The 22,552-nt window shown below is 66.4% G+C and carries 16 protein-coding genes; 12 read left to right on the top strand and 4 right to left on the bottom strand.

The genetic code is table 11. The features are described 5' to 3' along the window. Positions 1-35: 35 nt before the first annotated feature. The 8 genes from glmS to AC5RVY_RS01050 all read left to right on the top strand — a co-directional run bounded on the left by glmS (position 36) and on the right by AC5RVY_RS01050 (position 12,809). On the top strand, positions 36-1,922 hold the full coding sequence (gene glmS / locus AC5RVY_RS01085; protein WP_493952873.1) for a glutamine--fructose-6-phosphate transaminase (isomerizing): 1,887 nt from the start codon (positions 36-38) through the stop codon (positions 1,920-1,922). A gap of 125 nt (positions 1,923-2,047) precedes the next feature. Continuing rightward, positions 2,048-2,395 carry a holo-ACP synthase gene (locus tag AC5RVY_RS01080; RefSeq protein ID WP_013601780.1) on the top strand — a complete coding sequence of 116 codons (348 nt, stop codon included), beginning with the start codon at positions 2,048-2,050 and terminating at the stop codon, positions 2,393-2,395. Positions 2,396-2,420: 25 nt separating this feature from the next. After that, the gene (locus AC5RVY_RS01075) at positions 2,421-4,004 is read left to right on the top strand and encodes an NAD(P)H-hydrate dehydratase (RefSeq protein ID WP_493952872.1); all 1,584 of its coding nucleotides are present in this window, start codon (positions 2,421-2,423) and stop codon (positions 4,002-4,004) included. A 67-nt stretch (positions 4,005-4,071) separates the two neighbouring features. Next, complete coding sequence (gene glgX / locus AC5RVY_RS01070; RefSeq protein WP_493952871.1) at positions 4,072-6,327, top strand: glycogen debranching protein GlgX; 2,256 nt, start codon at positions 4,072-4,074, stop codon at positions 6,325-6,327. Beyond that, entirely contained in the window at positions 6,324-8,651 is a 2,328-nt protein-coding gene (gene treY / locus AC5RVY_RS01065; protein ID WP_493952870.1) for a malto-oligosyltrehalose synthase, read from the top strand. Before glgX ends, treY begins: the two co-directional genes overlap by 4 nt. Then, the gene (gene treZ, locus AC5RVY_RS01060; RefSeq protein ID WP_493952869.1) at positions 8,648-10,417 is read left to right on the top strand and encodes a malto-oligosyltrehalose trehalohydrolase; all 1,770 of its coding nucleotides are present in this window, start codon (positions 8,648-8,650) and stop codon (positions 10,415-10,417) included. Before treY ends, treZ begins: the two co-directional genes overlap by 4 nt. Positions 10,418-10,520: 103 nt before the next feature. After that, positions 10,521-11,561, top strand: a complete 1,041-nt coding sequence (mgrA, locus tag AC5RVY_RS01055; RefSeq protein WP_493952868.1) for an L-glyceraldehyde 3-phosphate reductase — start codon at positions 10,521-10,523, stop codon at positions 11,559-11,561. A gap of 162 nt (positions 11,562-11,723) precedes the next feature. Further along, the gene (locus AC5RVY_RS01050; protein ID WP_493952867.1) at positions 11,724-12,809 is read left to right on the top strand and encodes an inositol-3-phosphate synthase; all 1,086 of its coding nucleotides are present in this window, start codon (positions 11,724-11,726) and stop codon (positions 12,807-12,809) included. 269 nt (positions 12,810-13,078) lie between these two features. On the opposite strand, the gene AC5RVY_RS01045 is transcribed toward AC5RVY_RS01050, so the two are convergent. The 4 genes from AC5RVY_RS01045 to AC5RVY_RS01030 form a co-directional block, all read right to left on the bottom strand. Then, on the bottom strand, positions 13,079-14,038 hold the full coding sequence (locus AC5RVY_RS01045) for an endonuclease domain-containing protein (RefSeq protein WP_493952866.1): 960 nt from the start codon (positions 14,036-14,038) through the stop codon (positions 13,079-13,081). 213 nt (positions 14,039-14,251) lie between these two features. Then, on the bottom strand, positions 14,252-15,928 hold the full coding sequence (locus tag AC5RVY_RS01040) for a formate--tetrahydrofolate ligase (RefSeq protein ID WP_493952865.1): 1,677 nt from the start codon (positions 15,926-15,928) through the stop codon (positions 14,252-14,254). Between the two features lie 76 nt (positions 15,929-16,004). Next, positions 16,005-17,270: a D-inositol-3-phosphate glycosyltransferase gene (gene mshA, locus AC5RVY_RS01035; RefSeq protein WP_493952864.1), complete on the bottom strand. Its 1,266-nt coding sequence runs from the start codon at positions 17,268-17,270 to the stop codon at positions 16,005-16,007. 77 nt (positions 17,271-17,347) lie between these two features. Then, positions 17,348-18,763, bottom strand: coding sequence for a family 4 glycosyl hydrolase (locus tag AC5RVY_RS01030; RefSeq protein WP_493952863.1), 1,416 nt, complete (start codon positions 18,761-18,763; stop codon positions 17,348-17,350). Positions 18,764-18,844: 81 nt separating this feature from the next. On the opposite strand from AC5RVY_RS01030, the gene AC5RVY_RS01025 reads away from it, so the two are divergent. Genes AC5RVY_RS01025 through tsaB form a run of 4 tightly spaced genes read left to right on the top strand, consistent with a single transcriptional unit; the run spans position 18,845 to position 22,518 of the window. Further along, the gene (locus AC5RVY_RS01025) at positions 18,845-19,936 is read left to right on the top strand and encodes a carbohydrate kinase family protein (RefSeq protein WP_493952862.1); all 1,092 of its coding nucleotides are present in this window, start codon (positions 18,845-18,847) and stop codon (positions 19,934-19,936) included. A 37-nt stretch (positions 19,937-19,973) separates the two neighbouring features. Then, the gene (alr, locus tag AC5RVY_RS01020) at positions 19,974-21,185 is read left to right on the top strand and encodes an alanine racemase (protein ID WP_493952861.1); all 1,212 of its coding nucleotides are present in this window, start codon (positions 19,974-19,976) and stop codon (positions 21,183-21,185) included. Further along, a complete protein-coding gene (gene tsaE, locus AC5RVY_RS01015; RefSeq protein ID WP_493952860.1) occupies positions 21,182-21,847 on the top strand; it encodes a tRNA (adenosine(37)-N6)-threonylcarbamoyltransferase complex ATPase subunit type 1 TsaE in 666 nt (221 codons plus the stop codon). The genes alr and tsaE overlap by 4 nt, the downstream gene beginning before the upstream one ends. After that, positions 21,847-22,518, top strand: a complete 672-nt coding sequence (tsaB, locus tag AC5RVY_RS01010; protein ID WP_493952859.1) for a tRNA (adenosine(37)-N6)-threonylcarbamoyltransferase complex dimerization subunit type 1 TsaB — start codon at positions 21,847-21,849, stop codon at positions 22,516-22,518. Before tsaE ends, tsaB begins: the two co-directional genes overlap by 1 nt. Positions 22,519-22,552 lie beyond the last annotated feature (34 nt).

Below are 22,552 nucleotides of genomic sequence, written 5' to 3'. Positions count from 1 at the left end.
AGATCCCGGGCACCCCTGCCGATAGTCTTGACCCTATGTGTGGAATCGTAGGATACGTGGGCCGTTCTGTTAACGGTGGAAGTCACAGTGCGCTGGATGTGGTCCTTGAAGGGCTGCGCCGCCTTGAGTACCGGGGCTATGACTCCGCAGGGGTCGCTGTTGTGTCCCAGGGTTTGATTGAGTCCCGCAAGAAGTCGGGCAAGCTGAGCAACCTTATTGCCGAACTGGAAGCGCGTCCCCTCCCGGAGACGGTCACCGGCATCGGCCACACCCGGTGGGCCACGCACGGCGGGCCGACCGACCGGAATGCGCACCCGCACCTGGCCGACGACGGCAAGCTGGCCGTGATCCACAACGGCATCATCGAAAACTTCGCCGAGCTCAAGCTCGAGCTGCTCGAAAAGGGCGTCACCTTCCTGTCCGAGACGGACACCGAGGTGGCTGCAGCCCTGCTGGCGGACATCTTCCGGAACAAGCTTGGCGGTGACGCCTCCAACGGCGGCCTGACCCGGGCCATGGAGCTGGCCTGCCAGCGCCTGGAGGGCGCCTTCACCCTGCTCGCCGTCCACGCCGACCAGCCCGACGTCGTGGTGGCCGCCCGCCGCAACTCACCCCTGGTAGTGGGCCTGGGCGAGGGCGAGAACTTCCTGGGCTCGGACGTGTCCGGGTTCATCGACTACACCCGCCGGGCCGTGGAGCTGGGCCAGGACCAGATCGTCACCATCACCGCGGACTCCGTGGAGATCACCGACTTCTACGGCAACCCGGCCGAGGGCAAGGAATACCACGTGGACTGGGACCCTGCCTCCGCCGAAAAGGGCGGGTTCAGCTCGTTCATGGAGAAGGAAATCCATGACCAGCCCGACGCAGTGGCGCAGACCCTGCTGGGCCGCTCGGACATCAAGGGCAACCTCACCCTGGACGAGGTCCGGATCGACCCGGCGCTGTTGAAGCAGGTCAACAAAATCATCGTCCTGGCCTGCGGCACCGCCGCCTACGCCGGCACCGTGGCCAAGTACGCCATCGAGAACTGGTGCCGGATCCCCACTGAGGTGGAACTCGCCCATGAGTTCCGCTACCGGGACCCGATCCTGGACGCAAATACCCTGGTGGTGTCCATCAGCCAGTCCGGCGAAACCATGGACACCCTGATGGCCGTCCGTTACGCCCGCGAACAGGGTGCCAAGACCATCTCGATCTGTAACACCAACGGCTCCACCATCCCGCGCGAGTCCGACGCTGTGCTCTACACCCACGCCGGACCCGAGATCGCGGTGGCCTCGACCAAGGCGTTCCTGGCCCAGATCACCGCCGCGTACCTGCTGGGCCTGTACCTGGCACAGCTGCGGGGCAACATCTTCTCCGGCCAGATCAAGGACGTCCTCGCGGACCTGAACAAGATCCCCGCGAAGATCCAGACCATCCTGGACAACGCAGGCCCGCTGCGTGAGCTCGCCCGGAGCATGGCGGACGAGAAGTCGGTGCTGTTCCTGGGCCGGCACGTCGGCTACCCGGTGGCCCTCGAAGGCGCCCTGAAGCTGAAGGAAATCGCCTACATTCACGCCGAGGGCTTCGCCGCCGGGGAACTCAAGCACGGCCCCATCGCCCTGATCGACGACGGCCAGCCGGTGTTCGTGGTGGTCCCGTCCCCGCGCGGCCGCGACTCGCTGCACTCCAAGGTGGTCTCCAACATCCAGGAAGTACGCGCCCGCGGCGCCCGCACCCTGGTCATCGCCGAGGAAGGCGACGAAGCCGTGAAGGCCTACGCCGAGCACGTCTTCTACGTCCCCGAAACGCCCACCCTGCTGATGCCGCTGCTGACCACCGTCCCGCTGCAGATCTTCGCCGCGGAACTCGCCGCAGCCAAGGGCTACGACGTGGACCAACCCCGCAACCTCGCCAAGAGCGTCACCGTCGAGTAATCGTTGAAGGGCTGGCCAGCGGCCGGCCGGATTTGAAGCCCCGGGTTCACACGAACCCGGGGCTTCGTCCTGTTCAGGACGTTTCCTGAGCGGGAGGGCGGAAGCGTCCCCGTAGAATAAGCCGCATGATTGTTGGCATTGGCGTAGACGTTGTAGACATCGAGCGGTTCGGCCGCCAGCTTGAGCGCACCCCGGGCCTGCGGGACCGTTTGTTCGTTCCTGCCGAGCGCGAGCTGAACACCCGCTCGCTGGCCGCGCGGTTCGCAGCGAAGGAAGCCGTAGCCAAGGTCCTCGGTGCGCCGGCCGGCATGAACTGGCAGGACTGCTGGATCGGCCTGGACCACAACGGCCCCACCGTCCAGGTCAAGGGCACCGTCCTGGCCGTCGCCGAGGCCAAGGGCGTCAAACGTTGGCACCTCTCCATCAGCCACGACGGCGGCATCGCCACGGCCACGGTCCTGGCCGAAGGCTGAACCGGCGGGCCACGCCACTGACACCGTGATCAGCGCCTACACCGGAACCCAGGTCCGCGAAGCCGAGCAGCCACTCCTGGCGGCCGGACTCGGCGACGTCCTCATGCAGCGCGCGGCCCACGGACTGGCCAACGCGGTGATCAGGGAACTGAAGTCAAACGGCCGTCGGACGTACGGTGCCAGCCTCGCCGTGCTCGCCGGCAAGGGCAACAACGGCGGGGACGGACTGTACGCCAGCGCCTTCCTCGCCGCCCGCGGCATGCGTACGACGGCGATACTCACCTCGAACTCCGCCCATCCCCAGGCGCTGGCTGCTTTCGAGCGGGCAGGCGGCCGGGTCCGGCACCTTGCCGACGCGGCAGTGGGTCACCTCGCCGCTGAGGCCGCGCGTTCCGACGTCGTGATTGATGCCATCCTGGGGACAGGTGCGAAAGGCGGACTGCGGGGGAGTGCCGCGGACCTGGTCAAAGCCATCGCAGAGACCCGGACCAGCGGCTTTGTGGTCGCCTGCGACCTCCCCAGCGGTGTGGACGCCGATACCGGCGCAGTCTCCGAACCAGTACTTTCCGCGGTTATTACTGTTACTTTCGGGGCGGCAAAGGCTGGACTGCTGGCCGACCCCGGCGCCGACCATGCCGGCCGGCTGGACGTGGTAGCCATCGGCATCGAGGACAACTTCAAGAAGCCGGAACTTCGCCGGCTCGAGGACGCAGACGTCGCCCGCCTCCTGCCGCACCCCGCAGGCCGGGCCCACAAGTACTCGCGCGGAGTCCTGGGAGTGGTGGCAGGGTCAGCGGACTATCCCGGCGCAGCCGTCCTCGCCTGCCGCGGCGCCCTCGCTGCCGGAGTGGGAATGGTCCGGTACCTCGGACCGCCCGAGGTCGCCGACCTGGTGCGGCAATCCTGCCCCGAAGTGGTCTGCAGTACCGGTGGCGTAGCCGACAATCGGGTCCAGGCCTGGCTGGTGGGGTCAGGAATGGGGCCCGACGATCACCACCAGCTCCAACGCGCCCGGGACGCGGTCGAGTCCGGCTTGCCCGTTATTGCCGACGCCGGCGCCCTGCCCGCCCTTCCCGACGTCCTGGCACCCCACGTGGTCCTGACCCCGCACGCCGGTGAGCTCGCCGCACTGCTGAAGAGATTGGGCGGCGACGGCGACCGTGCCTCCGTTGAGGCCGAAACCCTTGCTGCCGTCCGCCGGGCAGCAGCCCTGACCGGCGCCACCGTCCTGCTCAAGGGGGCCACCACGCTGGTAGCCGCGCCCTCCGGGAGCGTCTTCAGCCAGGCCGACGGGACACCGTGGCTCGCTACCGCCGGCAGCGGCGACGTGCTGGCCGGCGTCATCGGCGCGCTGCTCGCCCAGGCGGCTTCCGACGTCGGGCCCTTCCTTGAGGTGGGCCTAACGCCTGAGTCGCAGTGGGCTGTGGTGGCCGCGCTGGGAGCGGCGCTGCACGGCAGGGCCGGGAGCGCGGCGTCGGACGCCTGCTTCGGCGGGCCGATCGCTGCTGGCGGAATCGCAGAGTCTTTACCCTATATATGGGGTAAAGTAAGCACGCTTAGTAACTCTGGGGCCCGGAAACGTAATAGTCACAGCCAGCCGTTACGGTAGGCATTAGTTCGCACCCGGCAGCAGGGGCTCCTGCTCTTTTGCTGCCGTCTAAGAAAGAGGAGCATTAATGGAAGTCTGGCCCGGATCGGCTTATCCCCTTGGCGCCACCTACAACGGAACCGGCACCAACTTTGCCCTGTTCAGCGAACGAGCAGAAAAAGTGGAACTGTGCCTCTTCGATGACGACGGCAAGGAAACCCGCATCACGCTGGACGAGGTGGACGGGTACGTCTGGCACTGCTACATCCCGCAGGTCCAGCCCGGCCAGAAGTACGGCTACCGGGTCCACGGCACGTACGACCCCGCTTCCGGCAACCGGTTCAACCCCAACAAGCTCCTGCTGGACCCCTACGCCAAGGCCATCCACGGCCAGGTGGACTGGGACCCCTCTCTGTTCACCTACAACCTGGGCGAGCCTGACTCCGTCAACAACGAGGACTCTGCCAGCCACATGATGATGGGTGTGGTCATCAACCCGTTCTTTGACTGGGACGGCGACCAGAACCTGCGGATTCCCTACCACCAGTCGGTCATTTACGAAGCCCACGTCAAAGGCCTCACCGAACTGCACCCGGAGATTCCCGAAGAACAGCGCGGAACCTATGCCGGCGTCGCCCACCCGGCGGTCATCTCGCACCTGCAGAAGCTGGGGATCACCGCCATCGAATTGATGCCTGTGCATCAGTTCGTGAACGACGGCACCCTGCAGGACAAGGGCCTGAACAACTACTGGGGCTACAACACCATCGGCTTCTTCGCGCCCCAGAACACCTACAGCTCCACCGGGGATACCGGCCAACAGGTCCAAGACTTCAAGGCGATGGTCCGCGCGCTGCACAAAGCCGGCATCGAAGTCATCCTGGACGTGGTGTACAACCACACCGCCGAAGGCAACCACCTGGGCCCCACGCTGTCCTTCAAGGGCATCGACAACGCCGCCTACTACCGCCTGATGGACGGCGACGAAAAGCACTACATGGACTACACCGGTACCGGCAACTCCCTCAACGTCCGGCACCCGCACTCGCTGCAGCTCATCATGGACTCCCTGCGCTACTGGGTTACCGAGATGCACGTGGACGGCTTCCGGTTCGACCTCGCCTCCACCCTGGCCCGTGAATTCTACGATGTGGACAAACTGTCCACCTTCTTCGAACTCATCCAGCAGGATCCCGTGGTTTCGCAGGTGAAACTGATTGCCGAGCCCTGGGACGTTGGACCCGGCGGTTACCAGGTGGGCAACTTCCCCCCGCAGTGGACCGAATGGAACGGCAAGTACCGCGACACCGTCCGCGACTTCTGGCGCGGCGAACCGGCGACCCTGGGCGAATTTGCTTCCCGGATCACCGGTTCCGCAGACCTGTATGAGCACTCCGGCCGCCGCCCCGTGGCCTCCATCAACTTCGTCACCGCACACGACGGCTTCACCCTCGCGGACCTGGTTTCCTACAACGAGAAGCACAACGACGCCAACGGTGAGGGCAACAACGACGGCGAATCCCACAACCGCTCCTGGAACTGCGGCGTGGAAGGCCCCACGGATGATCCCAAGGTCCTGTCGCTGCGGGCCCGCCAGCAGCGGAACTTCATCGCCTCGCTGCTCCTGTCCCAAGGCGTGCCCATGCTCCTGCATGGCGACGAGATGGGCCGGACCCAGCAGGGCAACAACAACGGATACTGCCAGGATTCCGAAGTCACCTGGATCAACTGGGAGACCATTGACCAGCCGTTGGTGGAGTTCACGGCGGCGGTCAACGCCCTGCGCGCCAAGCACCCCACCTTCCGCCGCAGCCGGTTCTTTGATGGCCGGCCCGTCCTCCGGGGAGAGGGCGAACGACTGCCGGACATCGTATGGCTTGACCCTGAGGGTGAAACCATGAAGCCGGAGGCCTGGGAAGCCGGCTTTGGCCGGTCCGTGGGCGTCTTCCTCAATGGCGACGGCATCCAGGGCAAGGACAGCCGCGGCCGCCGGATCACCGATGTGAACTTCCTGCTGTACTTCAACGCCCACGATGACACAGTGAAGTTCACGCTGCCGTCAGACGAATACGCCCCGGCCTGGGACATCATCATCGACACCGCCGGCGTGAACGCTGACACGGAGCCAGTGAACGCCGGACAGCCACTGCCCGTGGAGGCAAAGTCCCTGGTGGTACTGCGTGCCCACACTGTGCCCGAGGTGGAGCCGGACCACTCCGTTGCTGCCTCCCTCGCCGCGCTGACCCAGACCTCCACCAGCGAGACGGAATCCATCAGTACCCCTGCGGTGGCCGAGCCGGGAAAGACCACCAAGATCGGGGCCCGGAAGGAAACAGGCAAGTGAGGGTCCCAGCGTCCACCTACCGCCTGCAGATCCGGAAAAGCTTCACCCTGTTTGACGCTGCCGAGAAGGTTCCGTACCTGAAATCCCTTGGGGTGGATTGGGTTTACCTTTCTCCCATCCTGATGGCGGAGCAGGGCTCGGATCACGGCTACGACGTGACCGACCCCTCCGCCGTGGATCCGGAGCGGGGCGGCCCCGAAGGACTGCTGGCCCTGTCCAAGGCAGCCCGTGAGCACGGCATGGGTGTCCTGGTGGACATCGTTCCCAACCATGTTGGCGTGGCAACTCCTGCCCAGAACCCCTGGTGGTGGTCCCTGCTGAAGGAAGGGCAGGGCTCACCCTACGCGGACGCTTTCGACGTCGAGTGGGACCTGGCCGGCGGGAAGATCCGGCTGCCCATGCTCGGTTCGGACGACGACCTGGACAAGCTGGAGATCAAGGACGGCGAGCTCCGCTACTACGATCACCGCTTCCCGATCGCCGAAGGCACGTACTCGGACGGCGATTCGGCCCGGGAGGTGCACAGCCGCCAGCACTACGAGCTGATCGGCTGGCGCCGGGCGGACGCCGAGCTGAATTACCGGCGCTTCTTCGCCGTCACCACGCTGGCCGGCATCCGGGTGGAAACTCCGCGCGTGTTTGAGGAAGCCCATGCAGAAGTGGGCCGCTGGTTCCGTGAGGGGCTGGTGGACGGGCTGCGCGTGGACCACCCGGACGGCCTGGCCGATCCTGTGGGCTACCTGCGCTGGCTCAAGGACCTCAGCGGCGGGGCCTACATCCTGGTGGAGAAGATCCTGGAGCCGGGCGAAGTCCTGCCCGAGGAGTTCGCCACCGAAGGAACCACAGGGTATGACGCACTGGCTGACGTTGACCGGGTTTTTGTTGACCCTGCCGGGGAGCAGCCCCTCAATGAGCTTGACGCAAAGCTCCGGGGCTCTGATGTCCCGGCAGACTATGCCGAGATGATCCGGGGCACCAAGCGGATGATTGCCGACGGCATCCTCCGCTCCGAGGTGCTGCGCCTGGCGCGCCTGGTTCCCGAGTCCCACGGGCTTTCGGTGGAACAGGCGGCCGATGCGCTGGCGGAAATCATCGCCGCCTTCCCGGTCTACCGGACCTACCTGCCCACCGGCGCGGAGATCCTCAAGGAAGCCTGCGAGTCCGCCGCGGCGCACCGGCCTGAGCTGGAGGTTGCGGTGGGTACTTTGCTGCCGCTGCTCCTGGACCCGGCCAACCCGATTGCGGTCCGGTTCCAGCAGACCTCGGGCATGGTGATGGCCAAGGGCGTGGAGGACACGGCCTTCTACCGCTACACCCGGCTGGGCACACTGACGGAGGTGGGCGCTGAACCCACCGAGTTCTCCGTGTCTCCGGAGGAGTTCCACCACCGGATGCTCCGCCGGCAGGAGGAGCTGCCCCTCTCCATGACCACACTGTCCACGCACGACACCAAGCGCAGCGAGGACGCCAGGGCGCGGATTTCAGTCATCGCCGAACTGCCCACCGAGTGGACTGCCACCCTGAACAGGCTGCGCGACCTGGCGCCAATTCCGGATGGTCCCTACGAAAACCTGCTGTGGCAGGCCATCATCGGGGCTTGGCCGGCCAGCAGGGAGCGGCTTCAGGGCTATGCCGAAAAAGCTGCCAGGGAAGCAGGCAACTCCACCACCTGGACGGACCCGAACGAGGAGTTCGAGTCGCGCTTCAAGGCGGCGGTGGACGCAGTGTTCGACGACGAGCGGGTCACCAAGGTGGTGGAGGACTTCGTTTCACGGATCGATTCCTACGCGGCCTCCAATTCTGTGTCCGCCAAGCTGGTCCAGCTGACCATGCCCGGGGTCCCGGACGTCTACCAGGGCAGCGAGTTCTGGGAACAGTCCTTGACCGACCCGGACAACCGCCGGCCCGTGGACTTCAACGCCCGGCAGGCGGAACTGGCAAAGCTCGACGGCGGCACGTTGCCCGCGGCGGGAACTGAGTCGAGCAAGTTGCTGGTCACCTCACGTGCCCTCCGGCTTCGCCGCGACCGGCCCGAACTGTTCCAGGCCTACACCCCGGTGACCGCGTCCGGCGCCGCGGCCGGCCACCTGCTCGCGTTCCACCGCGGTAGCCAAAGCGCACCCGGAGCCCTGACGCTGGCCACCCGGTTGCCCGCCGGACTGGCTGCCGACGGCGGCTGGCGGGACACCGGCGTCGAACTTCCCACCGCGATGCGTGACGAGCTCACGGGCGCCAGCTACGGTGCCGGCAACGTTTCGGTGGCGGACGTCCTGGGTACCTACCCGGTGGCTTTGCTGGTACCGGTGGATGGAGAACAGGCATGACCCTCGTCAACAGTGGGCCCGCGCGTTTCGACGTGTGGGCCCCGGACGCCCAATCAGTGATCCTGCAGGCGGACGGCCGGCAGTATCCGATGCTGAAGAAGGAGACTGCGCCCGGGCAGGAGGGCTGGTGGACAGCACCGGACGCTCCCGGTGAGGGCGAGGTGGACTACGGCTACCTGCTGGACGGCGACGGGCACCCCGTGCCGGACCCCCGGTCGCGGCGGCTGCCCGTCGGGGTCCACGACCTGTCCAGGACCTTCGACCCGGCCGCACACTCCTGGCAGGACGCGGGCTGGAAGGGCAAGGACCTGAACGGCTCGGTGATCTACGAACTCCACGTGGGCACGTTCACTCCCGAAGGGACGCTGGAGGCCGCGGCCGGAAAGCTGGGCTACCTGGCCGACCTGGGGATTGATTTCGTGGAGCTGCTGCCGGTCAACGGTTTCAACGGGACGCATAACTGGGGCTACGACGGCGTGCAGTGGTACACCGTCCACGAAGGCTACGGCGGGCCGGCGGCCTACCAGCGGTTTGTGGACGCGGCCCACGCAGCCGGCCTCGGTGTCATCCAGGACGTGGTGTACAACCACCTCGGCCCCAGCGGCAATTACCTGCCCAAGTTCGGCCCGTACCTGAAGCAGGGGGACGCCAACACCTGGGGCGACTCCGTGAACCTGGACGGCCCAGGTTCCGACGTGGTGCGCGAGTACATCCTCGACAACCTCGCCCTGTGGCTGCGGGACTACCACGTGGACGGGCTCCGGCTGGACGCTGTGCATGCCCTACGCGACGAACGTGCCGTGCACATCCTGGAGGAGTTCGGTGCCCTGGGCGATGCCATCTCGGCGGAAACCGGGCTGCCCAAAACCCTGATCGCGGAATCGGACCTGAACAACCCGCGCCTGATCTATCCCCGGGACGCCAACGGGTACGGGCTGGACGGACAGTGGAGCGACGACTTCCACCATGCCGTCCACGTGAACGTCAGCGGCGAAACCACCGGATACTACGAGGACTTCCAATCCCTCGCGGTGCTGGCCAAGGTGCTGAAGGACGGGTTCCTGCACGACGGCACCTACTCCAGCTTCCGCGGGCGGCACCACGGCCGGCCCATCAATTCCGCCCTTGCCCATCCTGCGGCGCTGGTGGTGTGCAACCAGAACCACGACCAGATCGGCAACCGGGCCACCGGGGACCGGCTCTCGCAGTCACTGTCCTACGGGCAGTTGGCGGTTGCTGCCGTGCTCACGCTGACGTCGCCGTTCACGCCGATGCTGTTTATGGGCGAGGAGTTCGCCGCGAGCACGCCCTGGCAGTTCTTCACGTCGCACCCGGAACCCGAGCTCGGTAAGGCCACCGCGGAAGGCCGCATCAAGGAGTTCGAGCGCATGGGGTGGGATCCCGCCGTCGTGCCCGATCCCCAGGATCCGGAGACCTTCCGCCGGTCCAAGCTGAACTGGGACGAAGCCTCGGGCGGTGACCACGCGCGGCTCCTGGAGCTTTACCGCTCGCTTACGGCGCTGCGCCGGGAGTATTCCGAGCTCGCCGGGCTTGGCTTTGGGGAGACAGACGTGACGTTCGACGACGACGCCGGCTGGCTGCGTTTCCGCCGGGGCAGCGTCGAGGTACTGCTGAACTTCTCCGACGCCAAGCGGCGGCTGGAGGGCGTTTCCGGATCGCTCCTGCTGGCAACCGATGAGGGAACCGACCTTGACGGCGAAGCCCTCGCCCTGGGGCCCTGGAGTGCGGCGATCCTGAAGTCCTGATCCCTGCTCGAAAGTTACGCCGCGGGCTGGCGCCTGTCAGCCCGCGGCGTAACTTTTCCGCCCACCCTCTGTAACGCCGGTCACCACTGGCAGGATGGAATGTATGACTTATTCCGCGGCGGAGAACCGCTACGACACCATGCCCTACCGCCGCGTCGGCCGCAGCGGCCTGAAACTCCCGGCCATCTCGCTGGGCCTGTGGCACAACTTCGGCGACGACAAACGCTTTGACGAACAGCGCGCCGTCCTGCGGCGCGCCTTCGACCTGGGCGTCAACCACTTTGACCTCGCCAACAACTACGGGCCGCCGGACGGTTCTGCCGAAACCAACTTCGGCCGGCACCTGAAGGACGACTTCAAGCCGTACCGCGACGAACTGGTGATCTCTACGAAGGCCGGCTACTACATGTGGCCCGGGCCCTATGGTGAATGGGGCTCCCGCAAGTACCTGATTTCCAGCCTGGACCAGTCACTGCAGCGGATGGGCTTGGATTACGTCGATATTTTCTACAGTCACCGGCCGGACCCGGAAACGCCACTGGAAGAAACCATGGGCGCCCTGGATTACGCCGTGCGCTCAGGCAAGTCACTGTACGCCGGCATCTCCTCCTACACCCCGGAGCAGACCCTGGAGGCAGCCCGGATCCTGAAGGAACTCGGGACACCGCTGCTGATCCACCAGCCCAGTTACTCCATGCTCAACCGCTGGACCGAGAACGGCAGCCCCAACCTCTATGAGGCACTGGACCAGGTGGGGGCCGGCTCCATCGCCTTCTCGCCGCTGGCCCAGGGCATGCTGACCAACCGCTACCTGAACGGGATTCCCGCCGACTCCCGCGCCGCCAAGGCCCGGTTCCTGTCCGAGGACGCCATCACGGACGAGAAGCTGGGGCGGATCCGCGGCCTGCACGCCATTGCCGAAGGCCGCGGCCAGACGCTGGCGCAGATGGCCATCGCCTGGATTCTGCGGGACCAGCCAAAGGGTTCGCCGGTAACCTCGGCACTGGTGGGTGCATCCAGTGTTGCCCAGTTGGAGGACACCCTGTCCGCCGTCAACAACCTCGAATTTACGGCTGACGAGTTGAATGACATCGACGAGTTCGCCGTGGAATCGGACATCAACCTCTGGAAACAGCCCGTCTGATGTCCGCCCTGCCAGTCCAATAGGCGGGACGGGGGAACAAGTTCCCGCCCCGCTCTGTTGGGTACTATGAAAAGGCGCCGCGCGGCGCCAAGCCTGCCGGGCGTCGTCGTACTTCCCTGAAGCCGAAACCGGCCGGTTGACGTTTTTCCTCAAAGGAGTTCCGTGTCTTCACATCCGATTCGTGTTGCAATCGTCGGCGTAGGAAACTGCGCCGCCTCGCTGGTCCAGGGCGTCCACTACTACAAGGACGCAGACCCCAAGGCCACGATTCCGGGCCTGATGCACGTTGAGTTCGGCCAGTACCACGTGGGTGACGTCGAGTTCGTCGCCGCGTTTGATGTCGACGGCAAAAAGGTCGGCGTTGACCTTGCCGACGCCATCCTGGCAAGCGAAAACAACACCATCAAGATCGCTGACGTGCCGCCCACCGGCGTGACCGTCCAGCGCGGCCACACCCTCGACGGCCTCGGCAAGTACTACCTCGAGACCATCGAACAGTCCACCGAAGAGCCCGTGGACGTTGTCCAGGCCCTCAAGGACGCCGCCGTTGACGTTATGGTCTGCTACCTGCCGGTCGGCTCGCAGGAAGCAGCCGAGTTCTACGCCCAGTCCGCCATCGACGCCGGCGTGGGCTTCGTCAACGCCCTGCCCGTGTTCATCGCCGGGACCAAAAAGTGGGCGGATAAGTTCACCGCCGCCGGCGTGCCGATCGTGGGTGACGACATCAAGAGCCAGATCGGTGCCACCATTACGCACCGTGTCATGGCCAAGCTGTTCGAAGACCGCGGCGTCACCCTGGACCGCACGTACCAGCTGAACGTCGGCGGCAACATGGACTTCAAGAACATGCTGGAGCGCGACCGCCTGGAGTCCAAGAAGATCTCCAAGACCCAGGCCGTGACGTCCAACGTCGAAGCCGAACTGGCTGCGAAGGACGTCCACATCGGCCCGTCCGACTACGTCCAGTGGCTCGATGACCGCAAGTGGGCCTTCGTCCGCCTCGAGGGCCGCAACTTCGGCGACGCCCCCGTGTCGCTCGAGTACAAACTGGAGGTCTGGGACTCACCCAACTCCGCCGGCGTGATCATCGACGCCATCCGCGCCGCCAAGATCGGCCTGGACCGCGGCATCGGCGGCCCGCTGCTCTCCGCATCGAGCTACTTCATGAAGTCCCCGCCGGAGCAGTTCAACGACGATCTGGCCCGCGAAAAGGTGGAAGCCTTCATCCGCGGAGACCTGGAGCGCTAAGCCTTCCTTTCGGCAGCCGACGCTCTCTCACCCCTTTTATTCGGGTGGGGGAGCGTCGTCATTTAACACGCCCCATCACCTCCTGCAGCTTTTCCCAGAACGCTCCATCACCTCCTGCGGCTTTTCGTGCCACGCCGCATCACCTCCTGCAGCTTTTCCCAGAACGCCCCATCACCTCCTGCGGCTTTTCGTGCCACGCCGCATCACCTCCTGCAGCTTTTCCCAGAACGCCCCATCACCTCCTGCGGCTTTTCGTGCCATGCCCTACTTCATCCAGTACTGACAAAACCGGCTGCGTAGGGATGATCCATCCATCCGGTGCGCAGATAGCGCTTGATCAGGGTGATAGCGCCTTCGAAGCCATCAGCGGCGTCATCTTTATTGAGAACCAGCACGGTCCAGCCAGCCGATTCGAAGGCCTTGTCACGGCGTCGGTCGCTAAATTGCTGCGCGTCAAGAAGGTGATGTCCGCCGTCGTACTGGATTGCGAGACGGCGATGCCGGTAGCCGAGGTCGGCCGTAGGGGAAACAGAGTCTTCCGGCCAAAGTGAGATTTGCAGGTCGGGCTCGGGTAAGTTCGCATCTGCCATGGCCAGCCGGAGCATTGACTCCGGTGCCGAATCCGCCCCGACCCGCATCAGCTCAAGTGCCTCCCGCGCGCGGATGATGCCCTGAAGGTTGGGGTGCCTCGCAACCAAGAGCCGGAGGCCGTCCAACGTGTCGAAGGGCTCGGATCTGCCCTCAAACTGTGCTCGAGGGATGCGAATAATTTGATCTCCAAGGCACACTAAGTCAGACAGCGACAACCGCCGGGCTAAGTCGAGCCATGTTCGCGAACGGGTCCTTATCCGGATGCCGTCCACTGATTCAACTTCGTCCTCGCTTGCGATGACGTTATGCGCCATCACGCCTTTTCGGCGCACTTGGGGTAACTGCTTGGGCTTGCTCAGATGCAGTTCGGAGGAGTCCGCCAGCCAGGCGGGCAGCAGCTGGCAATGCAGGCGTGCCGCAGTAACGTGCGAGATCCAGGCCCCCGGCGATACCTCAGACAACGCACGCGCTGCGGCCTCCAGGTCAAAGCTCCAGTCCGACGGGCGGTACAACTCCCTACTCACATGGGACAAGTCCCGCCCCCGCAGCCTGCTGCTCGTCACGCCGAAGGCCCGCGCCGCGGTGAAGGTGAAAGGGGCGCTAGCCAACGGCTGGGGCAGATCGATGGGCTTAGGCATGTTGGCATTGTGGCCCAAAAAGAGGGACCCCTACAGAAGTTATCCACAGGGACGAGGGACTCTGCGGGAGGTGATGGGGCGTTGGCGGAAAAGGTGCGGGAGGTGATGGGGCGTTGGCGGAAAAGGTGCGGGAGGTGATGGGGCGTTGGCGGAAAGGTGCGGGAGGTGATGGGGCGTTGGCGGAAAAGGTGCGGGAGGTGGTGGGGCGTTGGGTCAGGCGAGGCCGATGGGGTTGCCGGCGGCGTCCACGTCCATGCGCATCGCGGCCGGGGAGGCGGGCAGGCCGGGCATGGTCATCACGGCACCAGTGAGCGCCACGATGAAGCCCGCCCCGGTTTTAGGCAGAAGGTCGCGCACGTGGATGGTGAAGCCTTTCGGTGCCCCGAGGCGGGAAGCGTCGTCCGTGAAGGAGTACTGCGTCTTGGCCATGCAGACCGGCAGGTGGGACCAGCCGTTCCGTTCAATATCGGCAAGCCGCTTCAGGGCAGGCACGGAGAACTCCACGCCGTCCGCTCCGTAGATTTCCTGCGCGATGGTCCGGATCTTCTCCTCCACCGGCAACTCCAGCGGATAAAGGTGCCGGAAGCTGTTGGGCCCGGACACTACCTGCGCCACGAGGGCTGCGAGTTCGTCCCCGCCGTCACCCCCGCCGCCGCGCCCCCACACGTCGGCGACGGCGGCCTGGACCCCTTCGGCAGCACACCAGGCCAGCAGCCAGTCCAGTTCCTCCTGGGAGTCCGAGGAGAACCTGTTGATGGCCACCACCGGCGTCACACCGAACTTCTCCACGTTCCGCACATGCCGGTGCAAATTCGCGACGCCGGCCTCCAGCGCCGGCGGGTCCGGCTCCGTGAGCTTGTCCTTGGCCACCCCGCCCTGCATTTTCAGCGCGCGCACCGTCGCCACCACCACCACCGCCGCCGGGGCCAAGCCGCCAGACCGCGCCTTGATGTCCATGAACTTCTCGGCGCCCAGGTCAGCACCGAAACCGGCTTCGGTCACCACGATGTCCGCCAGCCGCCGGGCCGTCTGCGTGGCGATCAGCGAGTTGCAGCCGTGGGCGATGTTCGCGAAAGGACCGCCGTGCACCAACGCCGGTGTGCCGGCGATGGTCTGCACCAGGTTGGGTTTGATGGCCTCTTTGAGGAGCAGCGTGAGGGCACCCTGCACCCCGAGGTCGGCCACCGTGACGGGTGCACGGTGATAGGTGTAGCCGAACGTGATCCGGCCCAGGCGCTCGCGGAGGTCGGTCAGGTCCGTCGCCAGGCAGAATACGGCCATGATCTCGGACGCCACGGTGATGTCGAATCCGTCCTCGCGCGGTACCCCCTGCGCGGGCCCGCCCAGGCCGATCACCACCTCCCGCAAGGCCCGGTCATTCATGTCCAGGACTCGTTTGAAAGTCATCCGCCGGGGATCGATGTTCAGCTCGTTGCCCTGGAAAATGTGGTTGTCCACCAGCGCCATCAGGGCGTTGTTGGCCGAGGTGATCGCATGGAAGTCGCCGGTGAAGTGCAGGTTGATTTCATCCATGGGCAGCACCTGGGAGTATCCGCCGCCGGTGGCTCCGCCCTTCATCCCCAGGACCGGGCCGAGCGAGGGCTCCCGCAGGGCGATCATCACACGGTGCCCCGCCCGGGCGAGGGAATCCGCGAGCCCCACGGTGGTGGTGGACTTCCCTTCGCCGGCCGGTGTAGGGGACATGGCTGAGACCAGCACCACTTTGCCGTGCGGGGCCAGCGCGACGAGGCCGGCCGGGTCGATTTTCGCCTTATACCGCCCGTACCGCTCGAGGGCTTCCAGGTTGATTCCCGCGGCTGCGGCGATCTCGTCGATGGGCCGGATCCGGGCAGCCCTGGCGATCTTGAGATCAGTGGGAAGACGAGACATCGTTGTCCTTTCCGCACCGGCCTGCGCCGGTTACCTGACCTAAAACTAACAGCTGCGGACCGGCAGGGGTGCAGATTCAGGAGGCTGGAAGGGCAGTGGTCAGATGCCGGCGCACAAAAGTGTCAACGGCGGCATGGTAGCTTTCCAGCGTAATGGCGGCGGTGCGCTGCCAGCCTGAGTTCTGGGCGCGGATTGCGGCGGCCCGGCCCATGTCCTCGCGGGTCTTGGGGTCGTCATACAAAGCCTCCAGCGCATCCGCCCAGTCGGCGGCGTGATGTCCGTCCACCAGCAACCCGGTCCTGCCGTGGAAGATGGCCCGTGACAGTCCGCCCACCCGGGTGGCCACCACCGGCGTACCGCAGGCCTGGGCCTCAAGCGCCACCAGCCCGAACGACTCGCTGTAGGAGGGCATCACCACCACGTCGGCCGAACGGAACCAGGCCGCCAGCTCAGGGGCCTTCACCGGCGGAAGCTGCGTGACGACGTCGTCCATTCCCGCCTCCGCCACCAGGCGCCGCAGGTTGAACTCCTTGTTCCCGCTCAGCGAGCCCAGGATGGTGAGCCGGAGGTCTATGTCCGGGCGGCGCCCACGCAGCAGTGCTGCAGCCTTCACCAGGACCTGCGGCCCTTTAAGCCGCTGGATCCGCCCCGCGAAAACCAGGTGGAAGGTGTCGGGGCTGATATCCCGCTCTCTCCTGGACCGGGCCCGGAAAGCGGGGGTAAAGGTGCTGAGGTCCACCCCCGGCGGCGCAATATCGATGCGGTCGTACGACGCCCCGTAATGCGATACCAGCTCGGCGGCTTCGGCGCTGGTGTTGGCAATAAGCCTTGCGGCATCGTCCACAATCCGGTGCTCGCCCAGCTCACGGCGCCGCGGCTCGGGCTGCTCACCTGACTCGAGCAGGAGGTTCTTGACCTTGGCCATGGTGTGCATGGTGTGGACCAGGGGCACGCCCCACAGCTGCGACAGCTCCAGGCCGGCGATCCCGGACACCCAATAGTGGGAGTGGATGACGTCGTAATGTCCGTGCGGCTGCCGCCGCCGGATCTGCTCGATCTCCTCCACCATGTGGTGCAGCAGGCCGGGAAGTTCTTCCTTGGGGATCTTCTTCGGCGGCCCGGCCAGCACGTTGTGGACGCACACGCCGGGGTCCGGATGCTCGACGGCGGGCTGGTTGGCGGAGGTGGAGCGCGTAAAGATTTCAACTTCCACGCCGGCCTCGGCCAGGGCTGAGGCCAGTTCCCGGATGTAGACGTTCATCCCGCCGGCGTCCCCGGAGCCGGGCTGTTCCATGGGGGAGGTGTGGAGGGACAGTAATGCCACCCTGCGGACAGGTGCCACGGACCCTCCTTCCGGCCGTCGGCCCAGATTACTGTGCCGGATCAGTGCTGGGCATTCGGTAAAACACTACTCCTCTGTCAACGCCTACTGCCGCGCCACATCTTCCCCAGAACCGGAAATGCCTGCTCGTAGCCGGCCAGCAGCGCCGCGCCGACTTCTTCCGATGCCACCAGCGGGTGCCGGGCGAAGGCCTGCAATGCAGCGTCACGGTCCCCGTGCGTCACTGCCCGCACCGCCAGCCGCTCCACGTCCTTCACCTGGCGCAACAGGCTGAGCCGGTCCGCCGGCGGTTCCTGCTGGGGCAGCGGCAGCGCGCCGTCGGCCGTCACCGTGCAGGGAACCTCGACGACGGCGTCCGGCGGCAGGCCCGGAATGGCTGCTTCAGGAGTGGCTGGCGCAGCAGTGGCTGGCTGGGAAGCGGCCGGCACCGCAGCCGGGAGGGCGTTGTGCGTATTGAGGATCAGCTGCTCCTCCCCGGAACCGGACAGGGCGCGCATGGCTGCCAACGCCACCCGCTCGTATCCGCCGCCCGCAAGATCCTGCTCGTCGCGCGGCTCGTCTTTCCCGCGGGCTTCGGCCAGGTACCCCTCCTCGCGCGAGCGGCGGGCAGCCTCCCACAGCCCGAACGCCCCGGAACCGGCCGCGGCCAGCCGGGGGTAGAGTTCCTGCTGCTGGCTGTGAATGGATTCCCCGCGGGTCTGCGCCATGGCCCGCATCGCGTCCCGGGCTTTGTCCTGTTCGTAGTAGTAATACAGGTACTCATTGGGAAGGGCGCCCAGGCCGGCCAGGAACGGCTGCGCGAACAGCCTGCCCTCCTCAAAGGACTCAAGCGCGCGCGGGCTGGACAGCAGGTCCGGCAGCACGTCACGCCCTTCGGACTCCAGCCGGTACAGCCAGCCCAGATGGTTCAACCCGTAGTAGCCCACGCCGTCGAGCCTTCCCTCCGGCAGGGTTACGCCGGCCGCCCGCGCCGCGCGGTGCACCAACCCGCCCGCGGAGTCGCAGATCCCAATGACGCGCCGGCCGAGCACCGGCACGAGGGCTTCGGTGACCATGCCGGCAGGGTTGGTGAAGTTGATCAGCCAAACCTCCGGGCAGTGCTCCGTCATCAACCGCGCGAGGTTCAGCATGTGCGGGATGGTCCGCAGGGCGTAGGAGATGCCGCCGGCCCCGGTGGTCTCCTGGCCCAGCACCCCGAGATCCTGGGCAACCCTTTCGTCCGCCACGCGGCCCTGTGTACCCCCGGGGCGGATGGCCGCAAAAACCATCTCCGTGCCCCTCAACGCCTCGGGGAGGCTGGTGGTGGGATGGACCGGTACGCGGGCGCCGGCACCGGGCATGCTGCGCAGCACCGCCGTTACCGCGGCCAGGCGGGAGAGGTCCACGTCATACAGCACGAGTTCGGTGACCATGCCGGAGAAAGGGCCGGAGACCAGCGCCCGGTAGATCAAGGGAACCCGGAAACCTCCGCCGCCTACGATCAGGAGCCGCATACCCAGCAGTCTAGGCGCGGTTGTCCACAGCACCTACCGCCGCCCCTACCGTCTGTGCACCGCAGGGCGTAGTGTGCGGGCATGGACGCGATTCCAGCACGCCCGTTCGATCCCCTGGCTGCCGTACGGTCGCCGTCGGAGGCTGGATTCGATGTGCTCCTCGCCGGCACGGTGTTCCAGGACATCATCTTCACCGGCCTGCCCCACGGGCCTGAACCGGGCACGGAGATCTGGAGTGACGGGATGGGCAGCTGTCCGGGCGGTGTGGCCAACCAGGCGATCGCAGCGGCCCGGCTGGGTTTGCGAACAGGGCTGGCGGCGGCGTTCGGTGACGACGGATATGGGGACTTCAACTGGAAGATCCTTTCCGGCCAGGAGCACGTGGACCTAAGCCTGTCAAAGAAGGTTCCGGGCTGGCACTCACCGGTTACCGTGTCCCTGTGTGTGGACAAGGACCGGTCACTGGTAACCCATGGCCATGCCGCCCCCGTCACATCCTCCGAGCTCATTGGTGATCCGCCGCCCGCGCTCGCCGGGATCGCAGAAGTGGGAATGGAAGTGGAGCCCTGGGCGAAGGCGGCGCACCAGGCGGGAGTGAAGCTGTTCGGGGATGTCGGCTGGGACCCGAGCGGGGTGTGGGCGCCGGTGCGGCTGGATAACCTGCAGTACTTCCACGCGTTCCTGCCCAACCAGCGCGAGGCCATGGCCTTCACGGGCAAGGACGATCCCTGGACCGCCCTGTACGCGCTGGCGGACCGCGTTCCGGTGGCCGTGGTGACGCTGGGCCCCCAGGGTGCCATGGCCGTGGACTCGGAAACAGGGGAGGAGGAATGGGTGCCTTCCCTGCCCGTTAAAGCCTTTGACCCCACCGGCGCGGGGGACTGTTTCGACGCCGCGTTCATCGTGGGAAGCCTGGCTGGCTGGCCGCTGGGGAACAGGCTTCGTTTCGCGAACCTCTGCGCCTCCCTGGCGGTACAGGAAGTGGGCGGATCGCTGGCTGCCCCGGGGTGGGGCGACATCGCCGACTGGTGGAAACGCGCCAACGCCAGGCCTGAACGGCAGACGAGCCAGTGGCTGCGGCGCTTCTCCTTCCTGGCTGAGATCGTCCAAGACGTTCCGCTCGCCGCCCAGCGCAGGGCGGCAGCGACCATCGCGCACCTTTCGGACGCGTGATTATTCGGCCCGAAGCCCCAGCACTAGAATCACTAGGGTGACTTACCCCGCTGCAACAGGTAATTTCGACGCTGCCCCGGCACAGGAGCCCCGCCACGAAAGGTCCGCCGTCATTGACCTCGACGCCATCCGGCACAACGTGCGCCGGCTGGCGGCAGCAGCGTCGCCGGCGAAGGTCATGGCGGTGGTGAAGGCCGACGCCTACGGCCACGGCGCGGTCCCGGTGGCCCGGGCGGCACTTGAAGCGGGCGCGGGATGGCTGGGCGTCGCGCACATCTCCGAGGCCCTCGCCCTCCGGGCCGCCGGAATCGATGCGCCGCTGCTCGCCTGGCTGCATACCACCGAAAGCAACTTCAGCGCAGCGGTGGCGGCCGGCGTCGATATTGGGTGCTCCGGCTGGGAACTTGACCGCATTGTCGCCGCCGCCCGGGAGCAGGAACGCCCGGCCCGGATCCACCTCAAGGTGGACACCGGCCTGGGACGCAACGGCGCCACCCTTGATACCTGGGACCATCTGGTGGGTGAAGCCATGGAATACCAGGACCAGGGGCTGCTGCGCGTAGTGGGGATTTTCTCGCACCTCGCGGTGGCCGATGAGCCCGAGCGGCCCGAGACTGACCAGCAGCTCGCCGCGTTCCGGGAAGTGCTGGCGGTGGCCGAGGACGCGGGGGTGGATCCCGAGGTGCGGCACCTGGCCAACACCCCGGCCACCCTGTCCCGCCCGGACACGCATTTTGACCTGGTCCGCGTGGGCCTCGGCATCTACGGATTGTCGCCTTTTGACGGCCAGACCTCGGCCGAGCTGGGACTCCGGCCCGCGATGACGCTCCGGACTGTCGTGTCCCAGTGCAAGGAGGTGCCGGACGGGCAAGGCGTGTCCTACGGCCTCCGGTACCACACGAACGGCGCCAGTACACTGGGCCTGATCCCGGTGGGCTATGCCGACGGGATTCCGCGTGTGGCCACCGGCGGCCCGGTGCGTGTGGCGGGCAGGACCTACCCCGTGGTGGGACGGATCGCCATGGACCAGATGGTGATTGACCTCGGGCATCTGGGCCCTGCAGGTGCAGGCCTGCTTGGCGCCGAAGCAGAGCTCTTCGGCGACGGAGCCGACGGCGGCCCCACAGCTGATGACTGGGCGCGCGCCGCCGGAACCATCAACTACGAGATCGTGACCCGGATCAGTCCCCGGGTACCGCGCCGCTTCATTAATGAGCAGGCCGTGCACGGCGGCGAGGGCGCGGCATGAGTGCGGCCAGCCAGCCTGCCGAGGGCGCTCCCGGCGGACTTCCCAACTGGGAAGAAACCATAACCGCGACGACGGCGGAACAGACCCATGCGCTCGGCGTGCACCTGGCGGAAGTCCTGGAAGCCGGGGACCTGTTGGTGCTGTCCGGGGAGCTGGGTGCCGGGAAAACAACCTTCACGCAGGGGCTGGGGGAGGGGCTGGGCGTCCGTTCCGGCATCATTTCGCCCACCTTCGTCCTGGTCCGCATCCACCCCAACCTGCCGGACGGGCCGCGTCCGGGCGGGCCGGACCTGGTGCATGTTGACGCCTATCGCCTGGGGTCGGCAGCTGAAATTGACGATATCGATCTTGAGAACACGCTGGACTCGTCGGTGACGGTGGTGGAGTGGGGCCACGACCGGGTGGAGCACCTGAGCGAGAGCCGGCTGGAAATCGACCTGCACCGGCCTATCGGGCTGGAAGCTCTTGGGCTGGACGCTGTTGGAGCGACCGCCGTCGGCGTGCCCGATGCCGGTTCGGGCGGCACCGAAACCGGCGGGGATGACGCCCTGGATTTCGGAAACGAGGACACCGACGAACCCCGGACAATTATGGTCCGCGGCTACGGTCCGCGCTGGGCCGCCGTTCCGGAAGCCCTCGCCACCTTTGAAGGGAGACCCTGATGCTTATCCTCGCCATCGACACGTCCGCCGTCGCCAGCGCCGCTCTGGTCTCCAATGATGCACTGGAAGGCGTGGTGGCCAGCTTCTCCACCGAGGACACGCGCAGCCACGCGGAGATCCTGGCTCCCGGCATCGAGCAAATGCTGGGTGAGGCCGGTGTGGGCGGCGCTGACATCGATGCCCTGGTGGTTGGCGTGGGGCCCGGCCCGTTCACCGGGCTGCGGTCCGGCATAGCCACGGCACGCACGCTGGCCTTCGTGTGGGGCAAGCCCCTGTACGGGTTGATGAGCCTGGATGCCGTGGCCCTGGAAGTCGCCGAGTCCACTGCCGCCGCCCCCGAATTCCTGGTGGTGACGGACGCGCGGCGCAAGGAGGTCTACTGGGCCCGCTACAGCCTTACGGCAGGCCAGCTTCCGGTCTTGGAGGACGGCCCGCACGTCAGCTTCGCGGCGGACCTGCCGGACCTTCCCGCTTTCGGCGCCGGCGCCGGCCTGTATGCAGACAGCTTGAAGGCCGACCCCGAATTCGCCCTGGAACAGCCAGACGCCCTGTACGTGGGCCAGTTCGCGCTCGCCAGGCTCGCCGCCGGCGATGAACTCCTGGACTCCACCCCCCTGTACCTTCGGGAATCGGACGCCCAGGTCCCCGGGCCACGGAAGAGGGCACTGTGAGCACCACACCGGACACCGGTAACCACGGCGTCTC

It is taken from the genome of Arthrobacter sp. Ha26 (assembly GCF_059091705.1).
The sequence above is the reverse complement of the archived record's forward strand: the minus strand, read 5'-3'. Positions and strand labels throughout refer to the sequence as shown.

Bases quoted from the DNA above. Each gene is read 5' to 3' on its own strand.
- glmS (WP_493952873.1), top strand. From the start codon at position 36: ATGTGTGGAATCGTAGGATACGTGGGCCGTTCTGTTAACGGTGGAAGT.
- AC5RVY_RS01080 (WP_013601780.1), top strand. From the start codon at position 2,048: ATGATTGTTGGCATTGGCGTAGACGTTGTAGACATCGAGCGGTTCGGC.
- glgX (WP_493952871.1), top strand. From the start codon at position 4,072: ATGGAAGTCTGGCCCGGATCGGCTTATCCCCTTGGCGCCACCTACAAC.
- treZ (WP_493952869.1), top strand. From the start codon at position 8,648: ATGACCCTCGTCAACAGTGGGCCCGCGCGTTTCGACGTGTGGGCCCCG.
- mgrA (WP_493952868.1), top strand. From the start codon at position 10,521: ATGACTTATTCCGCGGCGGAGAACCGCTACGACACCATGCCCTACCGC.
- AC5RVY_RS01045 (WP_493952866.1), bottom strand. From the start codon at position 14,038: ATGCCTAAGCCCATCGATCTGCCCCAGCCGTTGGCTAGCGCCCCTTTC.
- AC5RVY_RS01040 (WP_493952865.1), bottom strand. From the start codon at position 15,928: ATGTCTCGTCTTCCCACTGATCTCAAGATCGCCAGGGCTGCCCGGATC.
- AC5RVY_RS01030 (WP_493952863.1), bottom strand. From the start codon at position 18,763: ATGCGGCTCCTGATCGTAGGCGGCGGAGGTTTCCGGGTTCCCTTGATC.
- AC5RVY_RS01025 (WP_493952862.1), top strand. From the start codon at position 18,845: ATGGACGCGATTCCAGCACGCCCGTTCGATCCCCTGGCTGCCGTACGG.
- tsaE (WP_493952860.1), top strand. From the start codon at position 21,182: ATGAGTGCGGCCAGCCAGCCTGCCGAGGGCGCTCCCGGCGGACTTCCC.
- tsaB (WP_493952859.1), top strand. From the start codon at position 21,847: ATGCTTATCCTCGCCATCGACACGTCCGCCGTCGCCAGCGCCGCTCTG.